At 73.4% G+C, this 26,510-nt stretch carries 26 protein-coding genes; 12 read left to right on the top strand and 14 right to left on the bottom strand.

Annotated elements, in window-relative coordinates; genetic code table 11:
* Nucleotides 1–2: 2 nt before the first annotated feature.
* Complete coding sequence (locus C4U03_RS37085; protein ID WP_103944478.1) at nt 3–509, bottom strand: HAD domain-containing protein; 507 nt, start codon at nt 507–509, stop codon at nt 3–5.
* Nucleotides 510–631: 122 nt separating this feature from the next.
* Here C4U03_RS37085 and C4U03_RS37080 point away from each other — a divergent pair, with 122 nt between their 5' ends.
* On the top strand, nt 632–3,070 hold the full coding sequence (locus tag C4U03_RS37080; RefSeq protein WP_103944477.1) for a Tex family protein: 2,439 nt from the start codon (nt 632–634) through the stop codon (nt 3,068–3,070).
* A gap of 129 nt (nt 3,071–3,199) precedes the next feature.
* On the opposite strand, the gene C4U03_RS37075 is transcribed toward C4U03_RS37080, so the two are convergent.
* The 6 genes from C4U03_RS37075 to C4U03_RS37050 form a co-directional block, all read right to left on the bottom strand.
* Entirely contained in the window at nt 3,200–3,667 is a 468-nt protein-coding gene (locus C4U03_RS37075; RefSeq protein ID WP_103944476.1) for a hypothetical protein, read from the bottom strand.
* 225 nt (nt 3,668–3,892) lie between these two features.
* Complete coding sequence (locus C4U03_RS37070) at nt 3,893–5,734, bottom strand: glycosyl hydrolase family 18 protein (RefSeq protein WP_103944475.1); 1,842 nt, start codon at nt 5,732–5,734, stop codon at nt 3,893–3,895.
* A gap of 331 nt (nt 5,735–6,065) precedes the next feature.
* Complete coding sequence (locus C4U03_RS37065; RefSeq protein ID WP_103944474.1) at nt 6,066–6,689, bottom strand: TetR/AcrR family transcriptional regulator; 624 nt, start codon at nt 6,687–6,689, stop codon at nt 6,066–6,068.
* A 12-nt stretch (nt 6,690–6,701) separates the two neighbouring features.
* The gene (locus C4U03_RS37060; protein WP_103944473.1) at nt 6,702–7,586 is read right to left on the bottom strand and encodes an SDR family NAD(P)-dependent oxidoreductase; all 885 of its coding nucleotides are present in this window, start codon (nt 7,584–7,586) and stop codon (nt 6,702–6,704) included.
* 154 nt (nt 7,587–7,740) lie between these two features.
* The gene (locus C4U03_RS37055; RefSeq protein WP_103944472.1) at nt 7,741–8,397 is read right to left on the bottom strand and encodes a helix-turn-helix domain-containing protein; all 657 of its coding nucleotides are present in this window, start codon (nt 8,395–8,397) and stop codon (nt 7,741–7,743) included.
* Nucleotides 8,394–9,707, bottom strand: a complete 1,314-nt coding sequence (locus C4U03_RS37050) for an acyl-CoA dehydrogenase family protein (protein WP_103944471.1) — start codon at nt 9,705–9,707, stop codon at nt 8,394–8,396. The genes C4U03_RS37055 and C4U03_RS37050 overlap by 4 nt, the downstream gene beginning before the upstream one ends.
* A gap of 84 nt (nt 9,708–9,791) precedes the next feature.
* Here C4U03_RS37050 and C4U03_RS37045 point away from each other — a divergent pair, with 84 nt between their 5' ends.
* Nucleotides 9,792–10,853 carry a phosphotransferase family protein gene (locus C4U03_RS37045; RefSeq protein WP_235018366.1) on the top strand — a complete coding sequence of 354 codons (1,062 nt, stop codon included), beginning with the start codon at nt 9,792–9,794 and terminating at the stop codon, nt 10,851–10,853.
* Between the two features lie 125 nt (nt 10,854–10,978).
* Entirely contained in the window at nt 10,979–11,404 is a 426-nt protein-coding gene (locus C4U03_RS37040) for a hypothetical protein (RefSeq protein WP_103944470.1), read from the top strand.
* Here C4U03_RS37040 and C4U03_RS37035 read toward each other — a convergent pair.
* The 3 genes from C4U03_RS37035 to C4U03_RS37025 all read right to left on the bottom strand — a co-directional run bounded on the left by C4U03_RS37035 (nt 11,388) and on the right by C4U03_RS37025 (nt 14,641).
* Nucleotides 11,388–12,719 carry a lysine N(6)-hydroxylase/L-ornithine N(5)-oxygenase family protein gene (locus tag C4U03_RS37035; RefSeq protein ID WP_103944469.1) on the bottom strand — a complete coding sequence of 444 codons (1,332 nt, stop codon included), beginning with the start codon at nt 12,717–12,719 and terminating at the stop codon, nt 11,388–11,390. The genes C4U03_RS37040 and C4U03_RS37035 overlap by 17 nt on opposite strands.
* A 220-nt stretch (nt 12,720–12,939) precedes the next feature.
* Entirely contained in the window at nt 12,940–13,581 is a 642-nt protein-coding gene (locus tag C4U03_RS37030) for an RlpA-like double-psi beta-barrel domain-containing protein (RefSeq protein WP_235018365.1), read from the bottom strand.
* A 715-nt stretch (nt 13,582–14,296) separates the two neighbouring features.
* Complete coding sequence (locus C4U03_RS37025) at nt 14,297–14,641, bottom strand: hypothetical protein (RefSeq protein ID WP_146087664.1); 345 nt, start codon at nt 14,639–14,641, stop codon at nt 14,297–14,299.
* Between the two features lie 240 nt (nt 14,642–14,881).
* On the opposite strand from C4U03_RS37025, the gene C4U03_RS37020 reads away from it, so the two are divergent.
* Both C4U03_RS37020 and C4U03_RS37015 read left to right on the top strand, forming a co-directional pair.
* A complete protein-coding gene (locus C4U03_RS37020; protein WP_103944467.1) occupies nt 14,882–15,787 on the top strand; it encodes a helix-turn-helix domain-containing protein in 906 nt (301 codons plus the stop codon).
* Between the two features lie 502 nt (nt 15,788–16,289).
* Nucleotides 16,290–16,556: a hypothetical protein gene (locus tag C4U03_RS37015; protein ID WP_103944466.1), complete on the top strand. Its 267-nt coding sequence runs from the start codon at nt 16,290–16,292 to the stop codon at nt 16,554–16,556.
* Between the two features lie 114 nt (nt 16,557–16,670).
* Here C4U03_RS37015 and C4U03_RS37010 read toward each other — a convergent pair whose 3' ends face one another.
* Together C4U03_RS37010 and C4U03_RS37005 are read right to left on the bottom strand one after the other, a co-directional pair.
* On the bottom strand, nt 16,671–16,973 hold the full coding sequence (locus C4U03_RS37010; RefSeq protein WP_103944465.1) for an HPF/RaiA family ribosome-associated protein: 303 nt from the start codon (nt 16,971–16,973) through the stop codon (nt 16,671–16,673).
* Nucleotides 16,974–17,102: 129 nt separating this feature from the next.
* Nucleotides 17,103–17,501 carry a PPOX class F420-dependent oxidoreductase gene (locus C4U03_RS37005; protein WP_103944464.1) on the bottom strand — a complete coding sequence of 133 codons (399 nt, stop codon included), beginning with the start codon at nt 17,499–17,501 and terminating at the stop codon, nt 17,103–17,105.
* Between the two features lie 215 nt (nt 17,502–17,716).
* On the opposite strand from C4U03_RS37005, the gene C4U03_RS37000 reads away from it, so the two are divergent.
* The 4 genes from C4U03_RS37000 (at nt 17,717) to C4U03_RS36985 (ending at nt 20,686) form a co-directional block, all read left to right on the top strand.
* Nucleotides 17,717–18,163, top strand: coding sequence for a VOC family protein (locus tag C4U03_RS37000; protein ID WP_103944463.1), 447 nt, complete (start codon nt 17,717–17,719; stop codon nt 18,161–18,163).
* A gap of 103 nt (nt 18,164–18,266) precedes the next feature.
* Nucleotides 18,267–19,367, top strand: a complete 1,101-nt coding sequence (locus tag C4U03_RS36995) for a phosphotransferase enzyme family protein (RefSeq protein ID WP_103944462.1) — start codon at nt 18,267–18,269, stop codon at nt 19,365–19,367.
* Between the two features lie 55 nt (nt 19,368–19,422).
* Nucleotides 19,423–20,283, top strand: a complete 861-nt coding sequence (locus tag C4U03_RS36990) for an NAD(P)-dependent oxidoreductase (RefSeq protein WP_103944461.1) — start codon at nt 19,423–19,425, stop codon at nt 20,281–20,283.
* A 7-nt stretch (nt 20,284–20,290) separates the two neighbouring features.
* Nucleotides 20,291–20,686 carry a VOC family protein gene (locus tag C4U03_RS36985; RefSeq protein WP_103944460.1) on the top strand — a complete coding sequence of 132 codons (396 nt, stop codon included), beginning with the start codon at nt 20,291–20,293 and terminating at the stop codon, nt 20,684–20,686.
* Nucleotides 20,687–20,741: 55 nt separating this feature from the next.
* Here C4U03_RS36985 and C4U03_RS36980 read toward each other — a convergent pair whose 3' ends face one another.
* On the bottom strand, nt 20,742–22,217 hold the full coding sequence (locus C4U03_RS36980; RefSeq protein WP_146087663.1) for a coiled-coil domain-containing protein: 1,476 nt from the start codon (nt 22,215–22,217) through the stop codon (nt 20,742–20,744).
* A gap of 129 nt (nt 22,218–22,346) precedes the next feature.
* Between C4U03_RS36980 and C4U03_RS36975 the strand changes: the two genes are divergently transcribed.
* Nucleotides 22,347–23,066, top strand: coding sequence for a (2Fe-2S)-binding protein (locus tag C4U03_RS36975; protein ID WP_235018364.1), 720 nt, complete (start codon nt 22,347–22,349; stop codon nt 23,064–23,066).
* A gap of 236 nt (nt 23,067–23,302) precedes the next feature.
* Here the strand turns inward: C4U03_RS36975 and C4U03_RS36970 are convergent, their stop codons facing one another.
* Entirely contained in the window at nt 23,303–23,845 is a 543-nt protein-coding gene (locus tag C4U03_RS36970) for a GbsR/MarR family transcriptional regulator (protein WP_235018363.1), read from the bottom strand.
* An 89-nt stretch (nt 23,846–23,934) separates the two neighbouring features.
* Here C4U03_RS36970 and C4U03_RS36965 point away from each other — a divergent pair, with 89 nt between their 5' ends.
* Together C4U03_RS36965 and C4U03_RS40850 are read left to right on the top strand one after the other, a co-directional pair.
* Complete coding sequence (locus C4U03_RS36965) at nt 23,935–24,849, top strand: ABC transporter ATP-binding protein (RefSeq protein ID WP_103944457.1); 915 nt, start codon at nt 23,935–23,937, stop codon at nt 24,847–24,849.
* Nucleotides 24,846–26,441 (top strand): ABC transporter permease, encoded by a 1,596-nt coding sequence (locus C4U03_RS40850; RefSeq protein ID WP_160147227.1) that lies wholly within the window; start codon nt 24,846–24,848, stop codon nt 26,439–26,441. Before C4U03_RS36965 ends, C4U03_RS40850 begins: the two co-directional genes overlap by 4 nt.
* Nucleotides 26,442–26,510 lie beyond the last annotated feature (69 nt).

Below are 26,510 nucleotides of genomic sequence, written 5' to 3'. Positions count from 1 at the left end.
GCTCAGTCCTCTGCGTTCAGGCGGGTGAGCCAGGCGCGGGCCCGGTCCAGGTGGCCGTCGAGCAGGCCCTGCAGCGGGTTGATGCGGACCAGCAGGTGCGAGCCCTCCGCGAGGTGGTCCAGCAGGCGTTCGGCCGCGTCCGGCTCGTCCTCGAACCACACGAACGGCCGGTCACCCACCCAGGCGGCCACGTGCCGGGCCTTCCACGCGCCGAGCGAGACCGCCTCGGCCGTGCCGGGGAAGTCGGGGATCGGCACGAACGGCAGCGTGGGCAGCCCGATGCGCGGCGCGATCCACTGGTTGGCCCTGTCACACCAGTAGCTGGCCCAGGCCAGCTCGGCACCAGTGGAGGCGGCCAGCTCGACCAGCATCGGCCCGTGCCCGCGATTCAGCCAGAGCTTGAAGGGGACGCCGTTGGGGGCGACCCGGTGACGGCGGTAGCCGATGTGCGGTCGCTGGAAGGGGTTGAGGACTCCGTCGACGTCCAGCAGCACCAGCGGCTTGCCCATAGGAGGACACTACGGCACCGCTCACCTGGCCGGAAGACAGGGCGCATCGGCGCGACAAGCGGGTCGAACACCTGCACAATTGCTGCCGACGACCGAACAGAAGGCGGATCGAGATCGTGACGATGTCCCAGACGTCTCAGACGTCCCAGACGGGAGCGGGGAACGGCCCCGGCAACGCACTGCACCTGCGGATCGCCGAGGAGCTCGGCGTGCGGGAACGGCAGGTCCAGGTGGCCGTGGAGCTGCTGGACGGCGGCGCCACGGTGCCGTTCATCGCCCGGTACCGCAAGGAGGCGACCGGGGCGCTGGACGACACCCAGCTGCGGCGGCTGGAGGAACGGCTGCGCTACCTGCGCGAGCTGGAGGAGCGGCGCACCGCGATCCTGGAGTCGATCCGCTCCCAGGGCAAGCTCGACGAGGCCCTGGAGAAGCAGATCATGCAGGCCGACTCCAAGGCCCGGCTGGAGGACATCTACCTGCCCTACAAGCCCAAGCGGCGCACCAAGGCGCAGATCGCGCGGGAAGCCGGGCTGGAGCCGCTGGCCGACGGGCTGCTGAACGACCCGACGCGGGACCCGCAGGCCGCCGCCGAAGTGTTCGTCGACCCCGGCAAGGGGGTGGCGGACGCGGCGGCGGCGCTGGAGGGCGCCCGCGCCATCCTGGTCGAGCGGTTCGGCGAGGACGCCGACCTGATCGGGGCGCTGCGCGAGCGGATGTGGTCGCAGGGTCGGATGGTGTCGCGGGTACGGGAGGGCAAAGAGGAGGCGGGCGCCAAGTTCGCCGACTACTTCGAGTTCTCCGAGCCGTTCACCAAGCTGCCCTCGCACCGGGTCCTGGCGATGTTCCGCGGCGAGAAGGAGGAGATCCTCGACCTGGAGCTGTCGCCCGAGGCCGACGACGACGCGGCGGCCGCGCCCGGCCCGAGCTGGTACGAACGGCGGATCGCCGGCGCCTTCGGGGTCGCCGACCAGGGCCGGCCGGCCGACCGGTGGCTGGCCGAGACGGTGCGCTGGGCCTGGCGCACCCGCATCCTGGTGCACCTGGGCATCGACCTGCGGACCCGGCTGCGCCAGGAGGCCGAGGACGAGGCCGTGCGGGTGTTCGCCGCCAACCTGCGCGACCTGCTGCTGGCCGCGCCGGCCGGCACCCGCGCGACGATGGGACTGGACCCGGGCCTGCGCACCGGCGTAAAGGTCGCGGTGGTGGACGCCACCGGCAAGGTGGTCGACACCGCCACCATCTACCCGCACGAGCCGCGCCGCCGCTGGGACGAATCGATCGCGGTGCTCGCCGGGCTGGCCGCCAAGCACCGGGTGGAGCTGGTGGCGATCGGCAACGGCACCGCCTCGCGGGAGACCGACAAGCTGGCCGGCGACCTGATCAAGCGGCACCCGGAGCTCACGCTCACCAAGATCGTGGTGTCGGAGGCGGGCGCCTCGGTGTACTCGGCCTCCGAGTACGCCGCCCACGAGCTGCCCGACCTGGACGTGTCGCTGCGCGGGGCGGTCTCCATCGCCCGGCGGCTGCAGGACCCGCTGGCCGAGCTGGTCAAGATCGACCCCAAGTCCATCGGGGTCGGTCAGTACCAGCACGACCTGTCGGAGACCAAGCTGTCGCGGTCGCTGGACGCGGTGGTGGAGGACTGCGTGAACGCGGTCGGGGTGGACGTCAACACCGCCTCCGCGCCGCTGCTGACCCGGGTGTCGGGCATCGGCGAGGGGCTGGCCGCCGGCATCGTCGCGCACCGTGAGGCCAACGGCCCGTTCCGCACCCGGCAGGCACTGCGGGAAGTGCCGCGGCTGGGCCCCAAGGCGTTCGAGCAGTGCGCCGGCTTCCTGCGCATCCAGGGCGGTGACAACCCGCTGGACGCCTCCAGCGTGCACCCGGAGTCCTACCCGGTGGTGCGCCGCATCCTGGACGCGACCGGCACCGACATCAGGGCGCTGATCGGCAACGGCAAGGCGCTGCGGTCGCTGCGGCCGGCGCAGTTCGTCGACGACACCTTCGGGCTGCCGACCGTCACCGACATCCTGGCCGAGCTGGAAAAGCCGGGCCGTGACCCGCGCCCGGCGTTCAAGACCGCCGCGTTCGCCGACGGGGTGGAGACGCTGGCCGACCTGAAGGCCGGGATGGTGCTGGAGGGCGTGGTCACCAACGTGGCGGCGTTCGGGGCGTTCGTGGACGTCGGCGTCCACCAGGACGGGCTGGTGCACATCTCGGCGATGTCGAAGACGTTCGTCAGCGACCCGCGCGACGTGGTCAAGCCCGGCGACATCGTCAAGGTGCGGGTGCTGGACGTGGACATCCCGCGCAAGCGGATCTCGCTCACACTGCGGCTGAACGATGACCCGGCCGAGCGCCGCGACCGCTCCGGGCAGGGGCGCCGCGACGGGGGGCGCCGGGACGGCGGGCAGCCCCGCGGCGGTGGGCGCGGCGGATCCCGCGGTGGGCCGCGGGGCGGCTCGCGCGGGCAGGGCGGGGGCTCGCAGGGCGGCGGCGCGCTCGCCGACGCGCTGCGCCGCGCCGGGCTCGACAAGGGCCTGCCGGGCCACAACCGCTGACCGCACGGGTCACCGCGAGGAGATCCGTCCCGCCCCGCAACGCCCTGCCGCACGGCGGGCGTTGCGGGGCTCTCCGCTCCCGCGGAGCCCGGCGGTGGACGCCGGGCTCCGGCACGGGTCCCGGAGAGGTCAGCCCTCGTCGGCGCTCTCGTCGAGGTCCAGGCCGACGACGGACGAGCAGTTGGTGCAGATCCATTCGGCGATGACCGCCTCGGCCTGCATGTCGCGGGTCTGGTAGGGGCGGCCGACCCGCCGCCGCCGCATCCCGTGGCCGCAGCCGGAGTGCAGCAGCAGGCCGCACATCCGGCACGGCCACACGTCCTCGTCATGGCGGCGGCAGCCCGGGCAGGGCCGCACCGCGGGCAGGTCGGCCGGGTCGAGTTCGGCCAGCCACTCCCGCTCCAGGTCCAGGTACTCGTCGGCCGGCCAGTGCCGGTCGGCCAGCCAGGCCAGGTACTCCTCGGCCTCGGGTTCGAGCACCGCGGTCATGGACTCCGGGTACCTGGCGGACGCCTGTGCCTCCCGTCTGGCGGGCCGGCGTGCCGTCACGATGAGACACGTCGCGAACATCGCGACGAACATGGAGAGCACGATCATGTCCTCACGCCGGTGGCGTCCCTTCCGTCCGAGCCCGCGTGCGCCTAACCGGCGCGTAATGCTGAAAGCGCTCGAACGCTACAAGAAAGAACCCTCCCGGAAAAGTCGATCAAAAATTGATCTACCTGGACATGACGGAACCCGGTCGGGCGGGACGCCCTCCCGGGTTCCGCGCTCCTCGCCCGGACCCCCGCGCCGCGGGGGCCCGGGTCGGACCGGTGAGCCTCAGCCGAGGCCGTTCCTGATCGCGGTGATCTGCTCACCGCCGGTGGTGTCGCCGCTCAGCTCCCAGAAGAAGGCGCCGCCCAGACCCTGGTTCTTGGCGTAGCCCATCTTCCCGCCGATGGTGGCGGGGGTGTCGTAGCTCCACCACTGGTTGCCGCAGTGGGCGTAGGCGGTGCCGCCCACGGTGCCGGTGGCCGGGCAACGGGTCTTGAGCACCTTGTAGTCCTCGATGCCCTGCTCGTAGGTGCCGGGCGCGGGGCCGGTGGCGCTGCCACCGGGTGCGCTCTGCGTCACGCCCGTCCAGCCGCGGCCGTAGAAGCCGATGCCCAGCAGCAGCTTGCTCGCCGGGACGCCCTTGGCCCGCAGCTTGGCGATGGCCGAGGCCGAGTCGTAGCCCTGGATGGGGATGCCGTTGTAGGAGTTCAGCGGCGAGTGCGGGGCGGTCGGCCCGGTGCCGGCCCAAGCGCCGAAGAAGTCGTAGGTCATCGGCAGGTACCAGTCCACGTACTGGGCCGCTCCCCCGTAGTCGGCGGCGTCGATCTTGCCGCCGGAGGTGGCGTCCGCGGTGATCGCGGCGGTGACCAGGTTGCCTGAGCCGAACCGGGCGCGCAGCGCCGACATCAGGGTGCGGAAGGAGGCGAAGCCGCTGGTGTCGCAGGTCGCGCCGCAGGCGTTGGGGTACTCCCAGTCGATGTCGATGCCGTCGAAGACGTCCGCCCAGCGCGGGTCCTCCACCAGCTTGTAGCAGGACTCGGCGAACGCGGCCGGGTTCTGCGCGGCCTGCCCGAAGCCGCCGGACCAGGTCCAGCCGCCGAACGACCATAGCACCTTCAGGTGCGGGTACTTCTTCTTGAGCTTGCGCAGCTGGTTGAAGCTGCCGCGCAGCGCCCCGGTGTCCCAGCTGTCGGCGACGCCGTCCACGCTCTCGGCGGCGCTGTAGAAGCGGTCGTAGTCGGCGTAGCTGTCGCCGATGGTGCACTGGCCGTTCTGGACGTTGCCGAAGGCGTAGTTGATGTGGGTGAGCTTGGCGGCCGAGCCGCTGGTGTCGATGTTCTTGACGTGGTAGTTGCGCTGGTAGACGCCCCACTGGGCGAAGTAGCCGATGACCTTGTCGCCGCCGCCTCCCGAGCCGCCGGGCTCGGTGGTGACGCTGACCGCGTTGGAGGCCGCCGAGGTGTTGCCCGCCGCGTCTCGCGCTCTGACCGTGAAGGTGTAGGCGGTGTTGGCCGACAGGCCGTCGACGGTGGCCTGGGTGCCGGTGACCGACGCGGCCTTGGTGGAGCCCCGGTAGACGTCGTAGCCGGTGACGCCGACGTTGTCGGTGGAGGCGGTCCAGGCCAGGGAGACGGTGGAGGAGGTCTTGCCGGTGGAGCGCAGACCGGTCGGCGCGGTCGGGGCCTGGGTGTCGCCGCCGGGGCCGGGGCCGGACCCGTCACAGGCGGCGCCGTTGACCAGGCAGCCGGAGATCTGGCCGCCTCCGGAGCCGTTGAAGCCGAAGCTCGCCGTGGCCCCGGCGTTCAGCGTGCCGTTCCAGCCGACGTTGGTGAAGGTGTAGTGGCCGCCGGAGGAGGTGCGGACGGCGTCCCAGGACGAGGTGATGGACGTGCCCGAGGGCAGGTCGAACTCGACCTTCCAGCCGTTGACCGTGGCCGTGGTGCCGTTGGTCACCGTGCACCGGCCCTCGAAGCCGGTGCCCCAGTCTGAGGTCTTCGTACACGAGGCGGTCACCGCGGCGGCGGAGGCCGTGGGTGCCAGCGCCACCGCGCCGGCGGTCGACAGCAGCGCCGCGACGGCCACCGCCGTCACCCGCCGCCCGCTGGTCATGGGCCCTTTCGGGAACATGGTCCTCCTGTCAGCTCGGCCCCCGAACCACTAGGAACAGACATCTCTTAGGAAAGTTTCCTAAGAATTGGCCTGAGGATAACGCCCGGCACACTCCGCTACAAGGCGGTCGACGCAGCGTTCTGTGCCGGGTCCGGGTGGTCTATCGGCCATGCAGGGGACGTACGGAAGTGGAGCCGGCGAATTTCTGCGGCCACGGATCCGTCCCGCCCGCATCACGGCATGGCGGCCCGTCCGGCGGACGCCCGGACCATGAGCCCGACGCGATGCGGGTCACTCCGCAGGGCCGGCCGAAGGAAGGGGCCGACGGCCGGACCGGCCGGCGGGAGGGTCAGCCCACGGGATCGACCGGCGGCGCGGGGTCGGCCCGGACCGCGCGCCAGATCCGCTCGGGCAGCAGCCGGGCGGCCTGCGCCAGGTCGATCCCGGGGTCGCCGGCGAGCCGGCGGCGGGCGGTCTCCGCCACCGGCCCGATCACCAGCATCTCCAGCAGTGGCTCGGGCAGGTCCACGATCCGGCCGGCCGCCACGTGCGGGCGCAGCCAGGCGGCGATCCGCGCCATCCGCGGGGCCTTGGCCTCGGCGATGCGCGCGGCGTGGGCGGGCAGGAAGCCGGCGTAGGACGAGGCGTGGATGAAGTGCGCCGCCGGAGGGTTGTCGCGAACGAACCCCAGGTAGGCCCGGACCAGGGCCTGGACGCCCGCCCGTGCCGTGCGGGCGTCCTCGAGCGCGTCGGCGATCGCGTCGAGCAGGTCCGCCATGCAGCGGGCGTACAGCGCGGCGGCCAGGCCGTCGACGCTGCCGAAGTGGTGGTAGAGGCTGCCGCTGCTGACCCCGGTCTCGGCGATCAGGGCGGTCATCGTCAGCGCGTCGGGCCCCTGGGCCGCGTACAGGTCGAGGGCGGCCGTCAGCACCCGGTCGACGGTCGCCTCACCCCGCCGGTGCTTGGGCGACATGCTCCGGCAGCCTCAGGGAACGTCGTGGCGGACGGGCGGTGGCGTCTGCGGCACGCCGGTGAGCCCGGCCGCCTGGTCCCACAGCCGCCGTGCCAGCGTCCGGTCGGCGGCGACGGGCTCCAGGGCGTGCTCGTCCTCCAGGTGGAAGTAGCGGCCGGTCAGCCCGGCGGTCTCGCCGGACAGCGCCAGCCGCACGACGGGCCGGGCACCGGTCTCCGGGCTCTTCCACGTCAGCTTGACGGCCTTGAGCAGCCAGCCCAGCGGACCGCGGCGGTCCCCCAGCCCGGTGCGGATGACGCCGGGGTGCAGGGCGTTGATGGTCACCCCGGCATCCTGCCAGCGTTCGGCGAACAGCGGGACCAGTAGCAGGTTGCACAACTTGGTGTCGGCGTAGGTACGCATGGGGTGGAAGTCCAGCCCGGTGGGCGTCCGCTCCGGATCGGCCCGCCCCTTGACGTAGAGCCCGGCGCTCACCTGGACGACCCGGGCGGACGAGGCCGCCAGCAGTTCCTCCAGTTCCAGGTTGAGCAGGAAGGGCGCCAGGTGGTTGGTGACGAACGCCTGCTCCAGCCCGTCCTCGCCCAGCACCCGGCGGCTCGGCCACAGCCCGGCGTTGTGGATCAGCACGTCGATGTGGGGGCAGGCCTCGCGCAGCGCCTCGGCGGTCGCCCGTATCGTCCGGACACCGGACAGGTCGCCGACGACCAGCCGAGGACTGCCCACGGCGGCCAGGCGGGACCGGGCGGCCTCGCCGCGTTCGCGGTCCCGGGAGACCAGGACGACGTCGCAGCCCTCGTCGAGCAGCCGCGCCGCGACGGCGTACCCGATGCCCCGGTTGCCTCCCGTCACGACGGCGGTCGGGCAGCGGTCCGGTCGGTCTGTCCGTGCGTTGCTCATGACGGGAGCGTAGGGGATTCCAGAGAGCTTCTCTAGAGAAGTTCTCTATTTGTGGTCTGCTGTCACCCGGCGGCCGCGCACGGCCGGGCCGGCGTCCGCGGTCGCCGTCCGGCCGGCGGGCGGAGGCGTTCCCGCCGTGGCCGGGTACGGGTCGTCAGTCCCGTTTCCGGGTCCGGGCGGCGTCGCGTTCGGCGGCCAGCCGGCGGGTCTCCGCCGAGACCGGGGCGGCCAGGATCGCGGTGACCACGTCGATCAGGTAGCTGGTGAACAGCCGGTCGTCGGAGTGCGGACCGGACCGGGCCCGCCGGGCCAGTTCGATCGCGGCGTGCAGGATGGCGGTGTAGCGCCGGTGCAGCCGGGCGGCGTCCTCGGCCAGCAGCGGCTCCACCAGCGCCCGCCAGCGGTGCAGGCTGCCCCCGATCTCCCCCGGGTCCGCCGGGACGCGGCCCGGCGGACCCTGCGGGCGGCTCACCAGCTCCGCCCAGATCTGCAGGAAGTGCCGGCCGCCGTCCGGGTCGGCGAGCTTGGCGGCCGGCGGGCGGACCAGCGCGGCGGCCAGCGCCCGCACGTCCGGTTCGCCCGCCGCCTCGTAGGCGTCCAGCAGCGCGTGCCGACGGGCATCCACATCCGGCAGATGCCGGGCCATGATCGCCCGCAGCACCCCGGCCCGGTCCTTGAAGTGATACTGAACGGCGACGGCGTTGCGGGCCCCGGCCGCCTGGTTGATCTCACGGAGGCTGACCGCGTCGATGCCGCGTTCGGCGTAGAGCCGCTCGGCGGCCTCCAGCAGGCGGGTCCGGGTGTCGGTCACTGGTTCCCGATCGCGTGTTCCAGGGCCTCTTCCAGGGTCTCGGCGTAGCGCTCGCGGGCGGCGGCGCGGCGGGTGGGCAGGTGGGCGGTGGGCCACAGGCCCGGCACCGGCTCGTACTCCTTGAGCAGTTGCCGGGCGAGGGTGATCTTGTGCACCTCGGTGGGGCCATCGGCGATGGCCAGCGCCTCGGCGCCCAGCAGCATGGCGGCGAAGGGCATCTCGTTGGACACCCCGAGCGCCCCGTGCAGGTGCATGGCGCGCTGGACGACGTCGTGCAGCACCTTGGGCATGGCCGCCTTCACCGCGGCGATGTCCTTGCGGACCCTGCGGTAGTCCCGGTGCTTGTCGATCAGCCAGGCGGTGCGCAGCACCAGCAGCCGGAACTGCTCGATCTCGATCCAGCTGTCGGCGATCTTCTCCCGGGTCAGCTGCAGCTTCGCCAGCGGCCCCCAGCGGGTCTGCCGGGAGACCGCCCGCTCGCACATCATGTCGAAGGCCCGGCGGACCTGCGCGATCGTGCGCATCGCGTGGTGGATGCGGCCGCCGCCCAGCCGGGTCTGGGCGATGGCGAACGCGCCGCCCTCCGTGCCGAGCAGGTGGTCGGCGGGCACCCGGACGTCGTTGTAGCGCAGGTAGCCGTGCGAGCCCTCCCGCCCCTCGTGGCCGGGCCCGACTCCGACGTTGCGGACGATCTCCAGGCCGGGGGTGCCGGCGGGCACGATGAACATCGACATGCCCTCGTAGGCGCTGACCTCGGGGTCGGTCACCGCCATCACGATGATGAAGGCGGCGTGCTTGGCGTTGGAGGAGAACCACTTCTCCCCGTTGATGACCCACTCGTCGCCGTCCCTGACCGCGCGGGTGGTGAACAGCGTGGGGTCGGCGCCGGCGTGCGGCTCGGTCATCGAGTACGAGGAGGAGATCTCCCCGTCCAGCAGCGGCCGCAGGTAGCGCTCCTGCTGCGCGGGGGTGCCGAACAGCGCGATGATCTCGGCGTTGCCCGAGTCGGGCGCCTGGCAGCCGAACACCGACGGCGCCCAGCGGGAGCGGCCCAGGATCTCGTTCAGCAGTGCCAGCTTGACCTGGCCGTACCCCTGGCCGCCGAGTTCGGGGCCGAGGTGGCAGGCCCACAGCCCGCGGTCCCTGACCTGCTGCTGCAGGGGCCGCACCAGCGCCCGGTGGCGCGGGTCCGCCTTGTCGTAGGGGTCGCCGAGCACCAGGTCGAGCGGCTCGACCTCGTCGCGGACGAACGCGTCGGCCCAGTCGAGCAGCTTCTGGTAGTCGGGGTCGGTCTCGAAGTCCCAAGCCATGGCCGGCCTCCTCGGTGGGGGTTCCACCGATGATCTATCCGCCTCAACCATTAATGCAAGCGCATCACTGTTACTCTCCGGCATGTGAGCGCGCAGATCAATCCGGACGTGGTGGACTTCGGGGCCCTGGCCGCGTGGATGGACGAGCAGGGCCTGCCCGGCGGGCCGCTGGAGGACATCGGGCTGCTGGCCGGCGGCACCCAGAACGTGCTGGTCGGGTTCCGGCGCGGCGGCCGGGCGTACGTGCTGCGGCGCGGGCCCCGACACCTGCGGGCCCGCACCAACGACGTGCTGCGCCGGGAGGCGCGGGTGCTGGCGGCGCTGGACGGCACCGACGTGCCCGCCCCGCGCCTCATCGCCGCCTGCCCGGACGAGCAGGTCATGCACGGCGCGGTGTTCTACCTGATGACACCGGTCGAGGGGTTCAACGCCACCACCGAGCTGCCCGAGCCGCACGCCGGTGACCCGGCCATCCGGCACGAGATGGGCCTGGCCGCGGCACGTGCGCTGGCCGCGCTGGGCGCGGTCGACCACGAGGCCGTCGGGCTGGCCGACTTCGGCAGGCCGGAGGGGTTCCTGGAGCGCCAGGTCAGCCGGTGGATGTCGGAGCTGGACTCCTACTCGGCGCTGGACGGCTACCCCGGCCCGGACATCCCCGGCCTGGAGAAGGTGGCCGACTGGCTGGAACGGCACCGGCCGCTGTCCTGGCGTCCGGGGATCATGCACGGCGACTACCACCTGGCCAACCTGATGTTCGCCCACGACGGGCCGCGGGTGGCGGCGATCGTGGACTGGGAGATGTGCACGATCGGCGATCCGCTGCTGGACCTGGGCTGGCTGCTGGCCACCTGGCCGGACCAGGCCGACGGGACCGCGCAGATCGCCGGCCCGCTGGGGCTGGCGGGCGGGCTGCCCTCCCCCGCCGAGCTGGTGGCCGCCTACGCCGGGCGCCCGGAGGCGACCGCGGGCCGCGACCTGGACTCCATCGGCTGGTACACGGTACTGGCCTGCTTCAAGCTCGGCATCGTGCTGGAGGGGACGCACGCGCGGGCCTGCGCGGGCAAGGCCCCCCGGGAGACCGGCGACCTGCTGCACGCCATCACGCTGGGGCTGTTCGGCCGCGCCCAGCGCATCATCGCGTCCTGAAGCCGAGGACCTGCGGCGCGTAACGGCGCGGCCGGCCGGCCGATGTCCACAGCGAGGCGGCCCGCGGGCCGCACCCCCCGAAGCCTCGCGTTCGCGCCGGGCGCCGCGCCATCCGGAGGTACGCCTTGAAGATCTTCGGCAGGGACCCGGCCGCATGGCTGGCCCTGGTCGCCGTCGCCGTCCAGTTCCTCGTCGCCTGGGGGGTGGATCTGAGCGAGGCCCAGCAGGCGGGCATCAACGCCGTCGCCACCATGGCGATGGGCCTGGCCATCTCGTGGGTCGTCGCCAAGGACAAGGTGATCCCGGCGGCGGCCGGGCTGCTCACCGCGGTGCTGCAGCTGATGGTCTCCTTCGGCTGGGACATCAGCCAGCAGCAGATCGCCACGGCGGGCGCGATGGTAACGGCGGTGCTCGGCCTGTACCTGCGCACGCAGGTGACCGCGCCGGTCGCGCAGGACGGCAGCAGGGTGCCGACGGAGGGCCCGCTGTCGCGGAACCCGGGACCCGACGGGCCCTCCCCGGCCCCGCAGCGGGTCAGCGAAGAGGGCTGAGCGCGTACGGGGACGGCGGCGCCGCGGCCTTGGCGGCGGCGATGGACTCGACGATCTCACCGACCCGGATCGCGGTGTTGGACAGCAGCGTCGAGGTGATGCCGTGGGTGTGCTCGGTAGCGCCCTGCAGGTAGATGCCGCAGCGCAGGTCGTCGGTGGTGGCGACCCGGTAGTCGCGCCCCACGCTCAGCGCGCCGCCGGGCAGCCGCAGGCAGTGCTCCCCCACCTCGCCCAGCAGCGCGGCCGGGTCACCGACGCGGTAGCCGGTGGCGTAGACCAGGGCGTCGGCCTCCAGCGTGGTGCGCTCCCCGGTCGGCAGGAACTCCACGGTGGCGCGGACGGCGGCGGGGCCGGCGTCGAGTTCGGCGATCCGGGAGACGTTGAGGATGCGCAGCCGCCGCGCCCCGGTCACCTTCTCCTGGTAGGCGCGCCGGTACAGCTCGTCGATGAGGTCCAGGTCCACCACCGAGTAGTTGGTGGAGTGGTGGTAGTCGAGCAGCATCCGCTTGACGTCCTCGGGCGCGGCGTAGAAGTGGTCCACGGCCTCGGGGTCGAAGATGCGGTTGGCGAACGAGCTGTCGTCGGCGGGCGTGTAGCCGTACTTGGTGAAGATCGCGCAGACCTCCGCCGACGGGAACGTGCGGTGCAGGTACTCGGTGACCTCGGCGGCGCTCTGCCCGGCCCCCACCACCAGCAGCCGCTTCGGCTCGCGCAGCCCGCCGGCCCGGTGCAGCAGTTCGTGGCTGTGCCAGACGCGCTCGCCGGCCGTCACGCCCGGCGGCAGCACCGGCTCCAGCCCGGCGGCGATCACCAGGTTGCGGGCGCGGTGGGTGACCAGCTCGCCGGAGCCGCCGCCACGCCGGACCACGACCTCGACGGCCTCCACGGGCCCGTCGCCGGGCACCGGCCGGACCGCGACCACCTCCGCGCCGTACTCGACCTGGTCGGTGAAGCGCGCGGCGGCCCACTCCAGGTAGTCGTGGAACTCCGCCCGCGAGGGGAACATCGTCTTGTGGTTGATGAAGTCGGCCAGCCTGCCGCGCGCCTTGAGGTAGTGCAGGAAGCTGAACTCGCTGGCCGGGTTGCGCATCGTCACCAGGTCCTTCAGGAAGGACACCTGCATGGTGGTGCCCTCGATGAGCATCCCCCGATGCCATCCGAAGGCCGGCTGCCTCTCGAAGAACACCGCGTCGATCCCGTCCGCCGCGTCGTGCTCGCGCAGCGCGATGGCCAGGGCCAGGTTGGAGGGACCGAATCCGATGCCCACCAGGTCGTGCACGTGGTCTGCCGGGCCGCAGGTCGGGGGGAGGGGCATGGGTGTCCTTTCGGCGGGGTCGGCCTTCGGTGACTTCCGAAACGGGCGCTCAACAGTTAGGTTAGCCTCGCCTAACCAAGGCGAGCCTAACCTTCTTAAGGCGCACGCCACAAGGCCGCACTCAGGACACCATGCGCAAGATCGCGTTCGCCCGGGGGTGGGGGCGGGCGCCGCGGCGCCCGCCCCCACCCCCGGGCGAAGTTGCTGGAACGTTCCAAGATCAGGTGCCGAACGGCTTGGGCGCCCCCTTCTCGCCGCGGCCGGAGCCCCACTCGAGGACCTCGTACTTGACGCCCTTGAGATGGCCCACGTCGGTGCCCGCGTGGTACTTGCTCGCGGGCCGGCCGCCATCGTGCAGGTAGCGGAACGAGTAGGTGTCCAGGTCGAGCATGATGCCCCGGTGCGACGGCTCGCCCGGCCCGCGGTCCCCGACGAACCCGACCACGCTGCGCCCGTTGTAGGTGACCTTGACCTTGGTCAGCAGCGGCCAGCTCGGGCTGGCGAACATGCCCTTCTGCATGGGCTTGCCGCTGGCGGGCGCCCCGGTGTCGCCCCGGATACCCGAGCCGTCGTCCCAGAAATAGGAGGCGGTGGTGTAGCCGGTCAGCAGCGCCCTGGGGGCCGCGGCCTTGCTCTCGACGGTCGTGGGCGCCCCGGCCTCCTGCCGGGCGGCGGCCGCGGGGATCTGCTCGGCGGCGGCGGGCTCGGCGGTCAGCTTGGTGATCGTCCCGACGGTGATGCCGGTGACCAGGACCGCTCCGGCCAGGCCGGTCAGCGCGACGCGCCCGGTGGGCTTGAGCTCGACGCGCTTAGCAGGCTTGGCGTGCTTGGCGGGCTTGGCGGGCTTGGCGGGCTTGCGCATGGATTTCCTTTCGTGGGCCGGCGGGCACGGCGGATCCGCCACGGGCCCGGGAAAGGGCACGCGACCGCCGGCCTCACGGCCTAGAGGGAAGGTGGGAATCACCGGCGCGGGGCGAACAGCCCAAGGGCGTCGCAACTCGGCGACAGGGCCGGCGATGACAGGGCCCGCATGGCGTGCGGGGCGCCACGGCTATTGGATCTACTGTCTCGGGGTCTGACTTGGCGGTTCGTTGACCGCCGCTTGCCGCGAGTATAAGTACGGATACCAAGAACAGGTCAAATGCCCGGTTCTATTCATCTCCGCAGGTAGATCTTTTAGGACCGCCTTGAACCGGCTATGCGGACACATGCTCGCGGCGCCCTGGGAACGCGTGCTGCGCCACCGGTGCACCGCCCGAACCGGAGCATGCGCATCGGCCCCGCCGCTCGGTCGAAGCGGCGGGGCCGATGTTCTTCGCGCGGGGGGTCAGGCCGGAAGAGTGAGACTCATTGGAGACCGCAGGGCCGCGGCGTCGCCGTCGTCGCGGCATCCGGTGATGGAGCGCGTGGAGATCATCGCCCGGCGAGTCTCATGCAGGGAGGCCGGCGATCGGACCGATCGCGGATCTCACGGGACGATAGGACGGCGGGACGCCTGGGGGCCGTCATGGCGGCCCGGCACGGCGACGACGCCGGGCCGGGACCGTACCGCCCCGGCCGCAGGGCGTCGGGCGAGATCAGGGCTGGGGGTAGCCGACCGGCTCACGCGTCGGGAACACGTGCGAGCCGTCGTGGCGGCGCTGCGCGGCGGGCGGGATCGGGGCCGGCGGGCCGACGGGGGCCGCGGGCGGCGCAGGCATCGCGGGCGCCGCGCGATGCTCGCCGAGGATGAGGGCGAGGGCGCGGACAGCGTCGGCGTCCATGCGCACGATCACGCTGGGGCAACCGGTGGAGTCGACGAAGGGCGACACTCCGGGGGCGCTGGTCACCCCTCTCCGTTCGAGCGCCTGTCGCATCTCCTCGCGGAGTTCATGTGCGAGCCACAGGGCTTCACGATCGCTGTCGGTCAGGTGTGCGTTCATCGCGATCTCCGGGGGGGTCACGCCGGGGGGCCTGCGGGCTATCCTGCTCCGTACATTGTGCAGGTGCAAGGTCTGATGCACGTGCATTTCAACAAAAGATCGCGCGTAACCATCCCGCGGCCCGCTCGTTGTGCACCGTGCGGGACGTGTCGTGGCAGCCTGGACACCAGGCCCGTACACCGGTGACGATGGTCCGCATCGCCGCCCCGCCCGGCCGGCGCCACCCCCGGGAGTTTCCCCATGAGCCGAGCTCACGCCGAAGGCGAGCCGCCCCTGGGCGAGGTGATCGCCTACCCCAGGAACGGCCCCACCGCGCTGCGCATCGCGCTCGGCGCCCAGCTGCGCCGGCTGCGCGAGGCGCGCGGGCTGTCCACCGAGGAGGCCGGGTACGCCATCCGCGGCTCGCACTCCAAGATCAGCCGGATGGAGAATGGCCGGGTCGGCTTCAAGGAGCGGGACGTGGCCGACCTGCTGACCCTGTACGGCGTGCGGGACGCCGACGAGCGCACGGCCCTGTTGGGGCTGGTCCACCAGGCCAACACGCCGGGCTGGTGGCACCAGTACGGCGACGTGCTGCCCGACTGGTTCCAGGTCTACATCGGCCTGGAGCAGGCGGCCTCGCTGATCCGTACCTATGAGGTGCAGTTCGTGCCCGGCCTGCTGCAGACTGAGGACTACGCCCGGGCGGTGGTGCGGCTCGGCCATCCGGACGCCACCGCGGAGGAGATCGAGCGCCGGATACGACTGCGGATGACCCGGCAGGGCCGGCTGCACGGGACCGATCCGCTCCGGCTGTGGGCGGTCGTGGACGAGGCGGCGCTGCGCCGTCCCCTCGGCGGCCCGGAGGTGATGCGCGCCCAACTCCGGCATCTGGTCGAGATGACCAGGCTGGACCACGTGACGCTGCAGATCGTCCAGTTCGCGGCGGGCGGGCACGCGGCCGCGGGCGGCCCGTTCTCCATCCTTCGCTTCGGCGAGCCCACGTTGTCGGACGTGATCTACCTGGAGCAGCTCACCAGCTCCCTGTACCTGGACAAGCCTGCCGACGTGGACCGCTACCGCCAGGTCATGGACCGGCTGTCGGTGGACGCCTGCCACGCCGGGCAGACCCGCGGGCTGCTGGAGGAGATGCTCCGGCGGATGTGACCGGCCCGGGACGGCCGAGACACGTCAACATGGACGCGGCGGCCGCGATCGGGGGCGTGGTCGGCGACGTACAGGGACGGACAGCCGCCCTGACGCGGGCGGCTGCGGGAGCGCGGACGGATTCCACGGCGCACCGTGTTCCGGCCGGGGCTCCGGTTGGCACGCTCAGAACTCCCATTCGGCCCCATTCCTACACATTCCGGCATTTCGCTCTGGGCGGGTTCTCCCGGACCTTCGCGATCTACGGAGTAGATCGCCTTGGGTCGGGCGCGGGCGACCGGATGGGCCCGCCGGGAAATCCCGGCCCCGGTCCAGGCCGTTCCCACCCGGCTGTGACGCCGGATCGGCACGGTCCGGCGAGCGGGGTCGGACGATCTTCCGTAGAACGGTTGAAGATTGGAACAATTCCGCGCAAGCTGTCCCCTGTGCGCGTAAGGCGGGGGTGGATCAGCCACCTTCCGCGCCACCGCCACCGCCCGCGACCGCCGACAGGACGCCATTGATGTTCGAGATATGGGAGAGCGGCGAGCCGGCCAGGTTCGTCAGTGACGCCGAGACCCTCAAGGGAGCGCTCGACAAGGTCGACACGATATGCAGGCTCCGCCACGACCAGGCCGCGGCGGACCTGGAGCAGCCGCAGGACGGCTACCGCTTCGAGATCCGCGACGAGGACGGCGCCTCGCTGGCGATGCTCGCCTACCGGCCGGACCCGTCCCGTCCGTACCAGAGCGTGATCGTCCAGGAGCTGCTGGAGCAGGACAAGCCCTGACCGCGGACCGGGCAGGGGCCGGGCGGGACGGGCCCGGATGAAGACGGGGCGGCGTGCACCAGGTGCCGGGGGACACGCCGCCCCTGTCGTACGCACCGGGCTCCCGACCGTCCTTCAGGCGGCCACCCGGCGGGCGAGCCGGTCCCGGAGCAGGTCGATGGCCTCGGGCAGGCTCGGCGCGGCGGCCTGGGCGCGCAGCCTGCGGCCGCCGAGGTCGATGACCGCCTGGGCCAGCGCCGGCCGCGGCGGCGCCGGCTCGGCGAGCACCGTCAGCGTCACCCGCGCCGACGCGACGCGGCCGCGGGCGCCGGTCAGCGCCGCGCGCACCGCCCGCTCGGCCCGCTCCACGTCGTCTCCGGCGACCTCGCCCGAGATCACCGTCTGCACCGTCGGTTCGTTGCCCGTGGTGTCGTGCATCCGTCCCCCAAAGACGTGACCTTGGGCGGACGGTAGGCGCCGCCCGCCCCCTCGGTCGTAGGACAGACACCCCCGCCACGACGTTCACAGCGGGCACGGAGAGCTATGTCACGCCGGCGTTCCCCCAGGTCAGGCCCCCGTGCTGTAGATCACCTTCTCCGGGGTCAGCCGCACCGTGACGCGCTCCTCGCCCGGCTGGCGGAACGGGTAGGTGTCGGCGTTCAGGTACTTCTTGGCCAGGCGGTCGATGATCTCGTCGGCGCCCTCGGGCTCCAGCCGTGCCGTTCCGGACACGCTGAGGTAGTGGTAGTCGTTGTCGGGGTCCGCGACGCTCACCGCGATCCGCGGGTCGGCCTTGAGGTGCTTCTCCTTGGCCCGGCCGACCGCGGTGTTGACGATGACATCGTCTCCGTCCACGTCCACCCACACCAGGGTGCTGTGCAGGGACCCGTCCGGCCGCACCGTGGTGACCCAGCCGTGCAGGGGACGGCTAAGCAGCGCCTTGGCGTCGTCGGTGAGCTTGTCCATCGTGATTCCTCCGGTCGAATAGTGATCATCCGGCTTCAGCGCCGGCACGCGCCGGTCTGTTCCCGGTTCACGGCGAAGATCTCGGCCTGTCTCCGGTTCACGGCCAAGACCTCGATCCGTCCCGGTTCACGGGCGAGGCCTCGTCCTGTCCCGGTCCACGGCGGAGAGCTCCCGCCGTTCGCCGCCGGGGATCAAGATCGCATACGTTGGCGGCCATGTCCGAGAACAGGGAATCCGGCCGTCCCGCGAGTGCGGCGGTCCGAGAGATGCGCCTGGTGGTCACCACCCGTGACCGCCGGGACTACGACGAGGCGCTGCGGTTCTACCGGGACGTGCTGGGCCTGACCGAGCGGGCCGCGTTCTCCTCCGAGGGCGGCCGGGTGACCATCCTGGAGGCCGGGCGGGCCACCCTGGAACTGGCCGACCCGCCGCACGCGGAGTTCATCGACGAGGTCGAGGTGGGGCGGCGGGTGGCCGGTCACATCCGGGTGGCCTTCGAGGTGGACGACTCCCCCGCCGTCACGGCCGAGCTGGCCGAGGCCGGCGCCGCCGTGCTGGCCGAGCCGACCCGCACCCCGTGGAACTCGCTGAACTCCCGGCTGACGGGCCCGGCGGGTCTCCAGCTCACCCTGTTCACCGAACTGGGCGAACCACAGGTCTGACCCGGCGGGCCGTGGCGGGGTTTTACGCGGGCCGACAGCGCGTGTAGCGTCAGCTGAACATCAGTTCGAGGACCTGTCAGCGCGACGCCAGCGAGGTGCCCACGTGCGCGACCGCGAGCCTGACACCGAGCCGGGCGGGGCGTCCGGCACCGAGCCGCCCGCGCCGCGGCTGCTGCGCCGCTGGGATCTCGGCGACGCCCGCGAGATCGTCGCGCTGCCGGGCGACGGGCCGCACCGGGCGTGGCGGGTGGAGACCGGCGCCGGCACGGTCCTGCTCAAGCGGTACGGGGACGCCGACCGGCGGCGGGTGCTGTTCGAGCACTCGGTGACGACGGCGCTGGACGCGGCCGGGCTGCCGGTCCCGGCCCCGGTCCCCGCGCGCACCGGCCGTACGCTCGTGCAGGCCGAGCGCCGGGCGTACGCGCTGTACCCGTGGACTGAGGGGACGCGGCGCGGCGGGCTAGAGCTGTCGCTGGACCAGTGCCACCGGCTCGGGGAACTGCTGGGGCGGCTGCATGCCGAGCTGGACCGGCTGACCCCGCCGGTCCAGCAGAGCCTGCTGGTGCCGACCAGCCGCGCCGCCGACACGGTGGCCGCCGTCGACCGGCTGCTGGCGGCGCTGCCGGACGACGGCGACGACTTCGATGCGCTGGCCGGGCGGCGGCTGCGCGAGCGGCGGGCGCTGCTGGAGGAGCTGACCGACCACCAGCCGCCCGAGGTGGAGGCGTTCGCGGTCGGCTACGTGCACGGCGGCTTCCACGCCCAGAACCTGCTGTACGGCCGGACCCGCCAGGTCGCGGCGGTCGTCGGGTGGGGTGGCCTGCGCGTCGCGCCGTTCGCCGGGGACCTGGTGCGGGCGGCGGTGGCGCTGTTCGCCGGGTACGGCGACGAGCGCGGCCTGGACCTGGACCGGGTCGAGTCGTTCGTGCGCGGCCACCGCGCCGCCTTCCCGCTGGACGCCGGGCAGCTCTGCTCGGCGGTGCACCGGCTGTGGTGGGAGCACCTGTGCGACCTAGGACCGCTGCGCCGCCACTACCTGGAACGCCACCTGGAACGCGGGGCCGGCCGCGATCACCTGCTCCCGGCGGACGTGGCGCTGGTGGCCTGGTGGACGGCGCATCTGGACCGGACGCTGGACGTCTTCGCCGCCCCCTACACCGCTGCCGACCGGCAGGAGCAGGCCGGTCATCTTGACGGTCCGTGACGACGCGCCCTAGTTGTGGAGCGTAACGACCGTCGAGGTTCGAAGGAGCGGCAGCATGCCGATCGTCGCACTGCTGGGCACCGGGATCATGGGTTCGGCCATGGCCCGCAACCTCCTCAAACACGGGATACGGGTACGGGTGTGGAACCGCACGCAGGCCAGGGCCGAGCCGCTGCGGGCGGACGGGGCGCAGGTGGCGGCCTCTCCCGCCGAGGCCGTCGACGGCGCCGACGTGGTGATCACGATGCTCGCCGACGGGCCGGCCGTGCTGTCGGCGATGCGCGACGCGCCGGATGGGCTGCGCGCCGGGCAGGTGTGGGCGCAGATGAGCACGGTCTCGCTGACCGACCTGGAGTCGCTGGCCGCGCTGGCCGCCGAGCATGGCCTCACGTTCGTGGACGCGCCGGTCCAGGGCACCCGGCAGCCGGCCGAGCAGGGCGCGCTCCTCGTCCTGGCCGCCGGGCCCGAGGCGGCCCGCCCGGCGCTGGAGCCGGTGTTCGAGGCGGTCGGACAGCGGACGCTGTGGGTGGGCGAGCACGCCGGGGCCGCGATGCGGCTGAAGCTGGCCGCGGTGGGCTATGCGATCTCGTTGACCACCGTGATCGCCGAGGCGCTGTCGCTGGTCGAGGGGCTCGGCGTCGATCCCGCGCTGTTCCGTGAGGTGGTGAGCGGGGGGCCGTTGGACAGCGGCTATCTGCAGGCGAAGATGCGGGCGATCCTGGACGGGGACTACACCACCAGCTTCAGCGTCCGCAATGCCGGCAAGGACGTTCAGATGATCACCGAGGCGGCCGCCGCGGCGGGGCTGCGGCTGGACGTGGCCGCGGCGGCGGGCGAGCGCTTCCGCCGCGCTGAGGCCGCCGGGCACGGTGAGCAGGACATGGCCGCCACCTACTTCGCCAGCTTCACCGGGTGAGGCCGCCATGGACGTGCTGAGCAGCCGTACCCTGCTGCGTCCCGCCGACCCGGCGCGCAGCCACCGCTTCTACCGCGAGGTGCTCGGCCTGGCGGTGCACCGGGAGTTCGGGCCGCCCGACGAGCCCGGCGTGGTCTACTTCCTCGGCCAGGGCCTGCTGGAGGTCTCCGGGCGCTCGGACGACGGCCCGGGCGGTGCGATGATGCTCTGGCTCCAGGTGCGCGACGTCGAGGCCGAGCACCGCCGCCTGCGCGAGGCAGGGGTCAGCGTGCTGCGCGAGCCCCGTCAGGAGCCATGGGGGCTGATCGAGATGTGGATCGAGGACCCGGACGGTGTGCGGATCGTGCTGGTCGAGGTGCCCGCCGACCATCCCCTCCGCCGCGACCTGCGCCCACTGCCCTGAGCCGCCCGCCGCCGGACGGTCCCCGCTCCGGGACCGCCCGGCGGCGCGGGGCGTCTCAGGGACGGGCGAAGAGGGGATCCTCCCGGTCCGCCTCCCCGGACCGCCCGTTCTGGTCCTGCCCGGCGGGCGCCGGGGGGCCGTAGGGGGACGAGGCCGGGGTGAATGAGCCCGATGCGGCGTTGTAGCCGGTGGCCGGGGCCTCGTACAGGCCGCCGCCGATCGGTGCCGGGGACGGTACGGCCTCGTGGCGGGGCGCCGGACCGCCGGGCACGGACGCCGGACCGCCGGAGGCGGCGCCCGGAGCCGGAGCGGCGGGGGCCTGGGCGGCCGAGCCCGCCACGGGCACTCCCGGCAGCACGCCGGACGACACGTTCTGGGTGAGCTGGTCGATCTGGCGGCGGGCCCGGTCGGCCTCGGCGCGGGCGGCGTCGCGCTCGGCCGCCAGCGCCGCCAGCGCCGCCTGCAGCTCGGCGACCGTCTGGGCGAGCTGCTGGGACTGCCCGGCCTGCTCGGCCATCCGCGCGGTGAGCCGGTCGCGTTCGGCCAGCGCCTGCTGGGTCTGGGCCAGCGCGGCGTCGCGTTCGCCGAGCGCCTCCCCGCAGCGTGCGGCGGCCCGGGCGGCCTCGGCCTCGGCCTCGGCCTGGGCCCGGCGGGCGGCGGTGCGCTCCTCCTCGGCCTTGGCGGCCGCCTGGACGGCCTGCTGCCGCTGCGTCTCGGCCTCCCGCATGGCGGTGCGCAGGTCCTCGGCGCCCTGCCGGGTGACGGCGGCCTCGGCCCGCTGCGCCTCGGCGGCCGCCTCGGTCTCGGCCAGCTTGGCGTGCAGGGCGACCAGCTCGGCCCGGCTGGACTCCAGCGCCGACAGCAGCTCGTTCTCGCGGGCGGTGACCCGGTCCCGCTCGGACTCGGCGGCCTGCCTGGCGGCCACCGCCTGCTGGGCGACCTGGTGCGCCTCCTCCCAGGCCTGCTGGGCGGCGTCCCGCTTGGCGGTGGCGAGCTTGGCCTCCTGGCGGGCGCGCCGGGCCTCCTCCTCGGCCGCCTGCATCCGCGCCCGGGCCGTGGCGGCCTCGTGGCGCGCCTCCTCGGCCTGCCGCTCGGAGGCGTCGCGCTCGCTCTGCGCCACGGCCAGGTCCCGGGCGGCCTCGGCCCGGATCTCGGCGACGCGCCGCTCCACCCCGGCGACGCTCAGCTCGGAGGTCAGCGACTCGGCGAGCCCGTCGGCCATCTTCTCCAGGCGCTCGACCAGCTCCCAGGTCCAGGCGACCTGGCCGGTCAGCCCGGGCGCGTCCCGGCCCCGCTCGCGGCGGCCGCGTGCCTCGCGCTCGCAGACGCCGTCGTTGTCCTGGCAGTACCGGATGGTGCGGGAGCCGCCGACCGGCTGCGGCACCGGACGCCCGCAGTTGGCGCAGGGCCACACGGTGACCGGGTCCCCGACCCGGGCCACGGCGGTGTCAGCGTCCCCCTGACCGCCCGCATCCAGGGAGTGCGCGACCAACTCCGCACCGTTGACGCCGGGCTCATCGCTGTTTGGCATAGATGCACTTTACGCACTTGACATATGAGGCTGTAGTGACTTGGGAGGTGATGTGGCGACTTACACCCGTCTCCTTCGGGTGAGCACCGGTCCATGCCACTGCCTGCAGTCATGCCTATACTCCCGGCTGTGCGCGAGGAAGGATCAGGCCGCCGGGCGGTGACGGAGGCGCTGGCGGACGTCGCCGGTCTCGGCCCGTTCTTCGCCGTCTCCACCGACCCGGCCGAAGAGGTCGATCCGCTGTGGCGGCCGTTCCCGGACGGGGTCGACGCGCTCATCGAGGTGACGGCCGCGCGGCTGCGCACCGGGGAGGTCAGGGTGGCCGCCTCCACCGCGCAGCTCGGGCTGGCCGCCAGGCTGTGGTCGCCGGTGCTGGGCTGCGCGCTCGTCCACGGCGTCGTGCCGAGCCTGGCCTCGCTGCGGTACCGGGCGGGCGCGCCGGGCGCCGTCCCGCTGTGGCTGCCGGAGGTGTCCGGGCGGCGGGTGACCGGCCCGGACGAGCTGGCCGCGGCCGTCTATCAGTCGGTCGTCGTGGAGCAACTCGAAGGCATCAACTCCGCGGTACGCGACCGGACGGGCGTCGCCGCCGGGCTGCTGTGGGGCAATGCCGCGTCCGCGCTGGTCGGCACGCTGCGGGTGCTGGCCGGGGCGCGGCCCGCCCTCACCGCCCCCGGTCTCGGACTGGCCGCGCGGCTGCTGGCCACCGGCGGGCTGCGCGGTGCCGGTACGCCCATCGGACCGGGCCTGGGTTTCCGGCGCCGTAGCTGCTGCCTGTACTACCGGGTCTCGGGCGCAGGCCTGTGCGGCGACTGCTGCCTGGACGCGGTGCCCGTACAGCCCGGAGGGTAGTGGCGCCGCGTCAGGCCCTGCCTCGTGGTGGCGCTCATGGCGTTTGCGCCACCGCTCCGGCCCGGCCTCGTTCCTGACGCGCTCGGAGGATGCGCGGCCGGTCGTTCGCGCAGGCCCGCCGGACCCGGGTCGTGTCGTCGCGGTCGCTGCCGTGCCACCAGGTCTCCGGCAGGGCCGCGCGGCAGCCGCCGGGATGCGGCACCGGCACGGCCCGGCAGGTGGCGGGGAGCGCGTGGTCAGACGGCGTGGTCGCCGTGGCGCTGCTCGCGGTGCTCGCGGTGCTCGCGGTGCTCGCGCCAGCGTTTCAGCATGGCGTCCAGCTCGGCGCGCATGAAATCGAAGAACTCCGCCGCGTCGGCCAGCCGGTCGGCGGCGGGGGTGCCCGACCCGGCCAGCCGCTCGCCCTCGCGCAGCGTCCGTGTCCAGAGCCTGAGGGTCTGGTCGCGGCCGGCCATCATCTCGTACCAGACGTCCGGGCGGACCAGGTACACGTCGCGGCGCGTCCCCGGGTCGCGCTCCCGGGCGACCATGTTGACGTGCCCCAGGTAGCGCACGGCGCCCGAGATCGCGGCCGGGCTGGCCTGCAGGGCCTCGGCCAGCTCGGCGGCGGTCATCCGGCCGGCGTCGCTGGTCAGCAGCGCGGCGAACACCCGTGAGGGCATGCGCGGCATGCCCGCGTCGACCAGTTGTCCGGCGAACCTCTCTACAAAGCCCGCCAGGGCCTCGGCGTCCCGCTCCTCCCGCCGGTCGTCGCGATGGGCGATCGGCGCCTCGTTCACGGTGTCATCAGCTCCTTCGACAAGGTGAGCAGAGTTTATCCGATTCACAACATTCACGGATTTGTGAAAACGGTGTAGCTTCTGAAGACATGAACACAGCGATCTCGGTGTCCGGTCTGGTCAAGACCTTCGGCCGGACCCGTGCGCTCGACGGGCTGGACCTGACCGTCTCCCCCGGCGAGGTGCACGGCTTCCTGGGCCCCAACGGCTCGGGAAAGTCCACCACCATCCGCGTGCTGCTGGGCCTGCTGCGGGCGGACGCGGGCACCGCCGAACTGCTCGGCGGGGACCCCTGGCGGGACGCCACCGCGCTGCACCGGCGGCTGGCCTACGTGCCCGGCGACGTCACCCTGTGGCCCAACCTGTCCGGCGGAGAGGTGATCGACCTGCTCGGGCGGCTGCGCGGCGGGCTGGACCCGCGGCGCCGCGCCGAGCTGCTGGAACGCTTCGAGCTGGACCCGCGCAAGAAGGGCCGCGCCTACTCCAAGGGCAACCGGCAGAAGGTGGCGCTGGTGGCGGCGCTGGCCTCCGACGCCGAGCTGCTCATCCTGGACGAGCCCACCTCCGGCCTCGACCCGCTGATGGAGGAGGTCTTCCGGCAGTGCGTGCGGGAGGAGCGGCGGCGCGGCCGCACCGTGCTGCTGTCCAGCCACATCCTCAGCGAGGTCGAGGCGCTGTGCGACCGGGTCACCATCATCCGCCGGGGCCGCGCGGTGGAGTCCGGCACGCTGGACGAGCTGCGCCACCTCACCCGCACCTCCATCCAGGCCGAGCTGGCGCGGCCCTCGGACGGGCTGGCGGGGCTGGCCGGGGTGCACGGCCTGGAGGCCGACGGCGCCCGGGTGCGGTTCGAGGTGGACGGCGGCCGGCTGGACGAGGTGCTGCGGCACCTGGTCGGCTCGGGCGTGGTCAGCCTGGTCAGCCGGCCGCCCACGCTGGAGGAGCTGTTCCTGCGGCACTACGCCGACGATCTGGGCGCCGAGGCGAAGGCGGCGGCGCGATGACCGCGAACGCCGGGGCGCGCACGCTGCTGCGGCTGGCGCTGCGCCGCGACCGGGTGATGATCCCGGTGTGGGTGGGCCTGCTGTTCGTGCTCGCCCTCACCGTCCTCACCGGCTATCAGGGGCTGTACTCGGAGGAGGCCGAACGCCGCGAGTTCGCCGCCGGGATCAACACCAACACCTCGCTGCTGGCCTTCTACGGGCCGGCCCACGCCGCCTCGGTCGGCGCGTTGACCGCCTGGCGGCTGGGCGCGGCCGCCGCCGTGCTGGTCTCCGTCATGAGCATCCTGCTGGTGGTCCGCCACACCCGCGCCGAGGAGGAGGACGGCCGGCTCGAACTGGTCAGCGCCGGGGTGGTCGGCCGGTACGCACCGCTGACCGTGGCGCTCGGCACCGCGTTCCTCGCCAACCTGGCGCTGGGCCTGTCGGTCACGCTGCTGCTGATGGGCGAGGGGGCGGCCGGCGCCGTGGCGTTCGGGCTGGCCTGGACGCTCACCGGGACGTTCTTCGCGACGGTGGCGGCGGTCACCGCACAGCTCACCGGCAACGCCCGGGTCGCCAACACGATCGCCATCACGCTCCTCGGGGCGGCGTTCCTGCTGCGCGCCGTCGCCGACTCCGGCGGCGCGAACGGCCCCACCTGGCTGTCGTGGCTGTCGCCGATCGGCTGGGGACAGCAGGTGCGCCCCTACGCCGGCGACCGCTGGTGGGTCCTGGCGCTGCCACTGGCCGGTGCGATGCTGCTGGCCGCGCTGGCGTACTCGCTGGTCGCGCGACGGGACCTGGGCGGCGGGCTGCTGCCGTCCCGGCCGGGGCCCGCGCAGGCCGCACCGTCGCTGCGCTCCCCGCTGGCGCTGGCCTGGCGGCTGCAGCGGGGCGCGCTGGCGGCCTGGGCCGCCGGGTTCGCGGTGTACGGGCTGGTCTTCGGCGGGACGATCGAGGGCGTCGACGAGCTGGCGGGCGACAGCCCGAGCACCCGGGACGCGATCGCCCGGATGGGCGGGACCACCGACCTCACCAACGCCTTCCTCGTCACGGCGTTCGGGCTGATGGCGCTCACCGCGTCCGTCTACGCGGTGCAGGCGATGCTGCGGCTGCGCGGTGAGGAGGCCCACGGCCGAGCCGAGCCGTTGCTGGCCTCCCCGGTGAGCCGGGTCCGGTGGGCCGGCGGGCATGCGCTCATCGCGCTGCTCGGCACGGCGCTGCTGCTGGTGGTCGGCGGGGTGACGACCGGCCTGACCTACGGGCTCACCAGCGGGGATCTGGCAGGTGCGATGGCCGACGCGATGGGGGGCGCGCTGGTGCAGGTCCCGGCGGCCTGGGTGCCGGCCGGCATCGCGCTGGCCCTGCTGGGGCCGGCGCCGCGGGCCGTGGCGGGCGCCTGGGCGGCGATCGCGGTGTTCCTGCTGCTCGGGCAGGTCGGTCCGCTGCTGGAGCTGGACCAGTGGGCGATGGACCTGTCCCCGTTCACGCACGTTCCCAAGCTGCCGGGCGCGGCCATGGCCGTCGCGCCGATGGTGTGGCTGGCGGTCGTGACGGCGGCGCTGGCCGCGGCCGGGCTCTACGGCCTGCGCCGCCGCGACATCACCGCCTGAGCTCGGGCGGCGGCGTCCACGGGTGCGCGGCGGGGAACGCCGTGCAGGTCACCGCGTCCCGCCCGTGCC

Origin of the sequence: Thermomonospora echinospora (assembly GCF_900108175.1) — a bacterium.
Taxonomy (GTDB): domain Bacteria; phylum Actinomycetota; class Actinomycetes; order Streptosporangiales; family Streptosporangiaceae; genus Thermomonospora; species Thermomonospora echinospora.
The sequence above is the reverse complement of the archived record's forward strand: the minus strand, read 5'-3'. Positions and strand labels throughout refer to the sequence as shown.

Bases quoted from the DNA above. Each gene is read 5' to 3' on its own strand.
- C4U03_RS40850 (WP_160147227.1), top strand. From the start codon at position 24,846: ATGACCGCGAACGCCGGGGCGCGCACGCTGCTGCGGCTGGCGCTGCGC.
- C4U03_RS37065 (WP_103944474.1), bottom strand. From the start codon at position 6,689: ATGTCGCCCAAGCACCGGCGGGGTGAGGCGACCGTCGACCGGGTGCTG.
- C4U03_RS37050 (WP_103944471.1), bottom strand. From the start codon at position 9,707: ATGGCTTGGGACTTCGAGACCGACCCCGACTACCAGAAGCTGCTCGAC.
- C4U03_RS37005 (WP_103944464.1), bottom strand. From the start codon at position 17,501: ATGGACAAGCTCACCGACGACGCCAAGGCGCTGCTTAGCCGTCCCCTG.
- C4U03_RS36965 (WP_103944457.1), top strand. From the start codon at position 23,935: ATGAACACAGCGATCTCGGTGTCCGGTCTGGTCAAGACCTTCGGCCGG.
- C4U03_RS36985 (WP_103944460.1), top strand. From the start codon at position 20,291: ATGGACGTGCTGAGCAGCCGTACCCTGCTGCGTCCCGCCGACCCGGCG.
- C4U03_RS37015 (WP_103944466.1), top strand. From the start codon at position 16,290: ATGTTCGAGATATGGGAGAGCGGCGAGCCGGCCAGGTTCGTCAGTGAC.
- C4U03_RS36980 (WP_146087663.1), bottom strand. From the start codon at position 22,217: ATGCCAAACAGCGATGAGCCCGGCGTCAACGGTGCGGAGTTGGTCGCG.
- C4U03_RS37025 (WP_146087664.1), bottom strand. From the start codon at position 14,641: ATGAACGCACACCTGACCGACAGCGATCGTGAAGCCCTGTGGCTCGCA.
- C4U03_RS37070 (WP_103944475.1), bottom strand. From the start codon at position 5,734: ATGTTCCCGAAAGGGCCCATGACCAGCGGGCGGCGGGTGACGGCGGTG.
- C4U03_RS37075 (WP_103944476.1), bottom strand. From the start codon at position 3,667: ATGATCGTGCTCTCCATGTTCGTCGCGATGTTCGCGACGTGTCTCATC.
- C4U03_RS37035 (WP_103944469.1), bottom strand. From the start codon at position 12,719: ATGCCCCTCCCCCCGACCTGCGGCCCGGCAGACCACGTGCACGACCTG.
- C4U03_RS37060 (WP_103944473.1), bottom strand. From the start codon at position 7,586: ATGAGCAACGCACGGACAGACCGACCGGACCGCTGCCCGACCGCCGTC.
- C4U03_RS36990 (WP_103944461.1), top strand. From the start codon at position 19,423: ATGCCGATCGTCGCACTGCTGGGCACCGGGATCATGGGTTCGGCCATG.
- C4U03_RS37020 (WP_103944467.1), top strand. From the start codon at position 14,882: ATGAGCCGAGCTCACGCCGAAGGCGAGCCGCCCCTGGGCGAGGTGATC.
- C4U03_RS37000 (WP_103944463.1), top strand. From the start codon at position 17,717: ATGTCCGAGAACAGGGAATCCGGCCGTCCCGCGAGTGCGGCGGTCCGA.
- C4U03_RS37010 (WP_103944465.1), bottom strand. From the start codon at position 16,973: ATGCACGACACCACGGGCAACGAACCGACGGTGCAGACGGTGATCTCG.
- C4U03_RS37030 (WP_235018365.1), bottom strand. From the start codon at position 13,581: ATGCGCAAGCCCGCCAAGCCCGCCAAGCCCGCCAAGCACGCCAAGCCT.
- C4U03_RS37085 (WP_103944478.1), bottom strand. From the start codon at position 509: ATGGGCAAGCCGCTGGTGCTGCTGGACGTCGACGGAGTCCTCAACCCC.
- C4U03_RS37080 (WP_103944477.1), top strand. From the start codon at position 632: ATGTCCCAGACGTCTCAGACGTCCCAGACGGGAGCGGGGAACGGCCCC.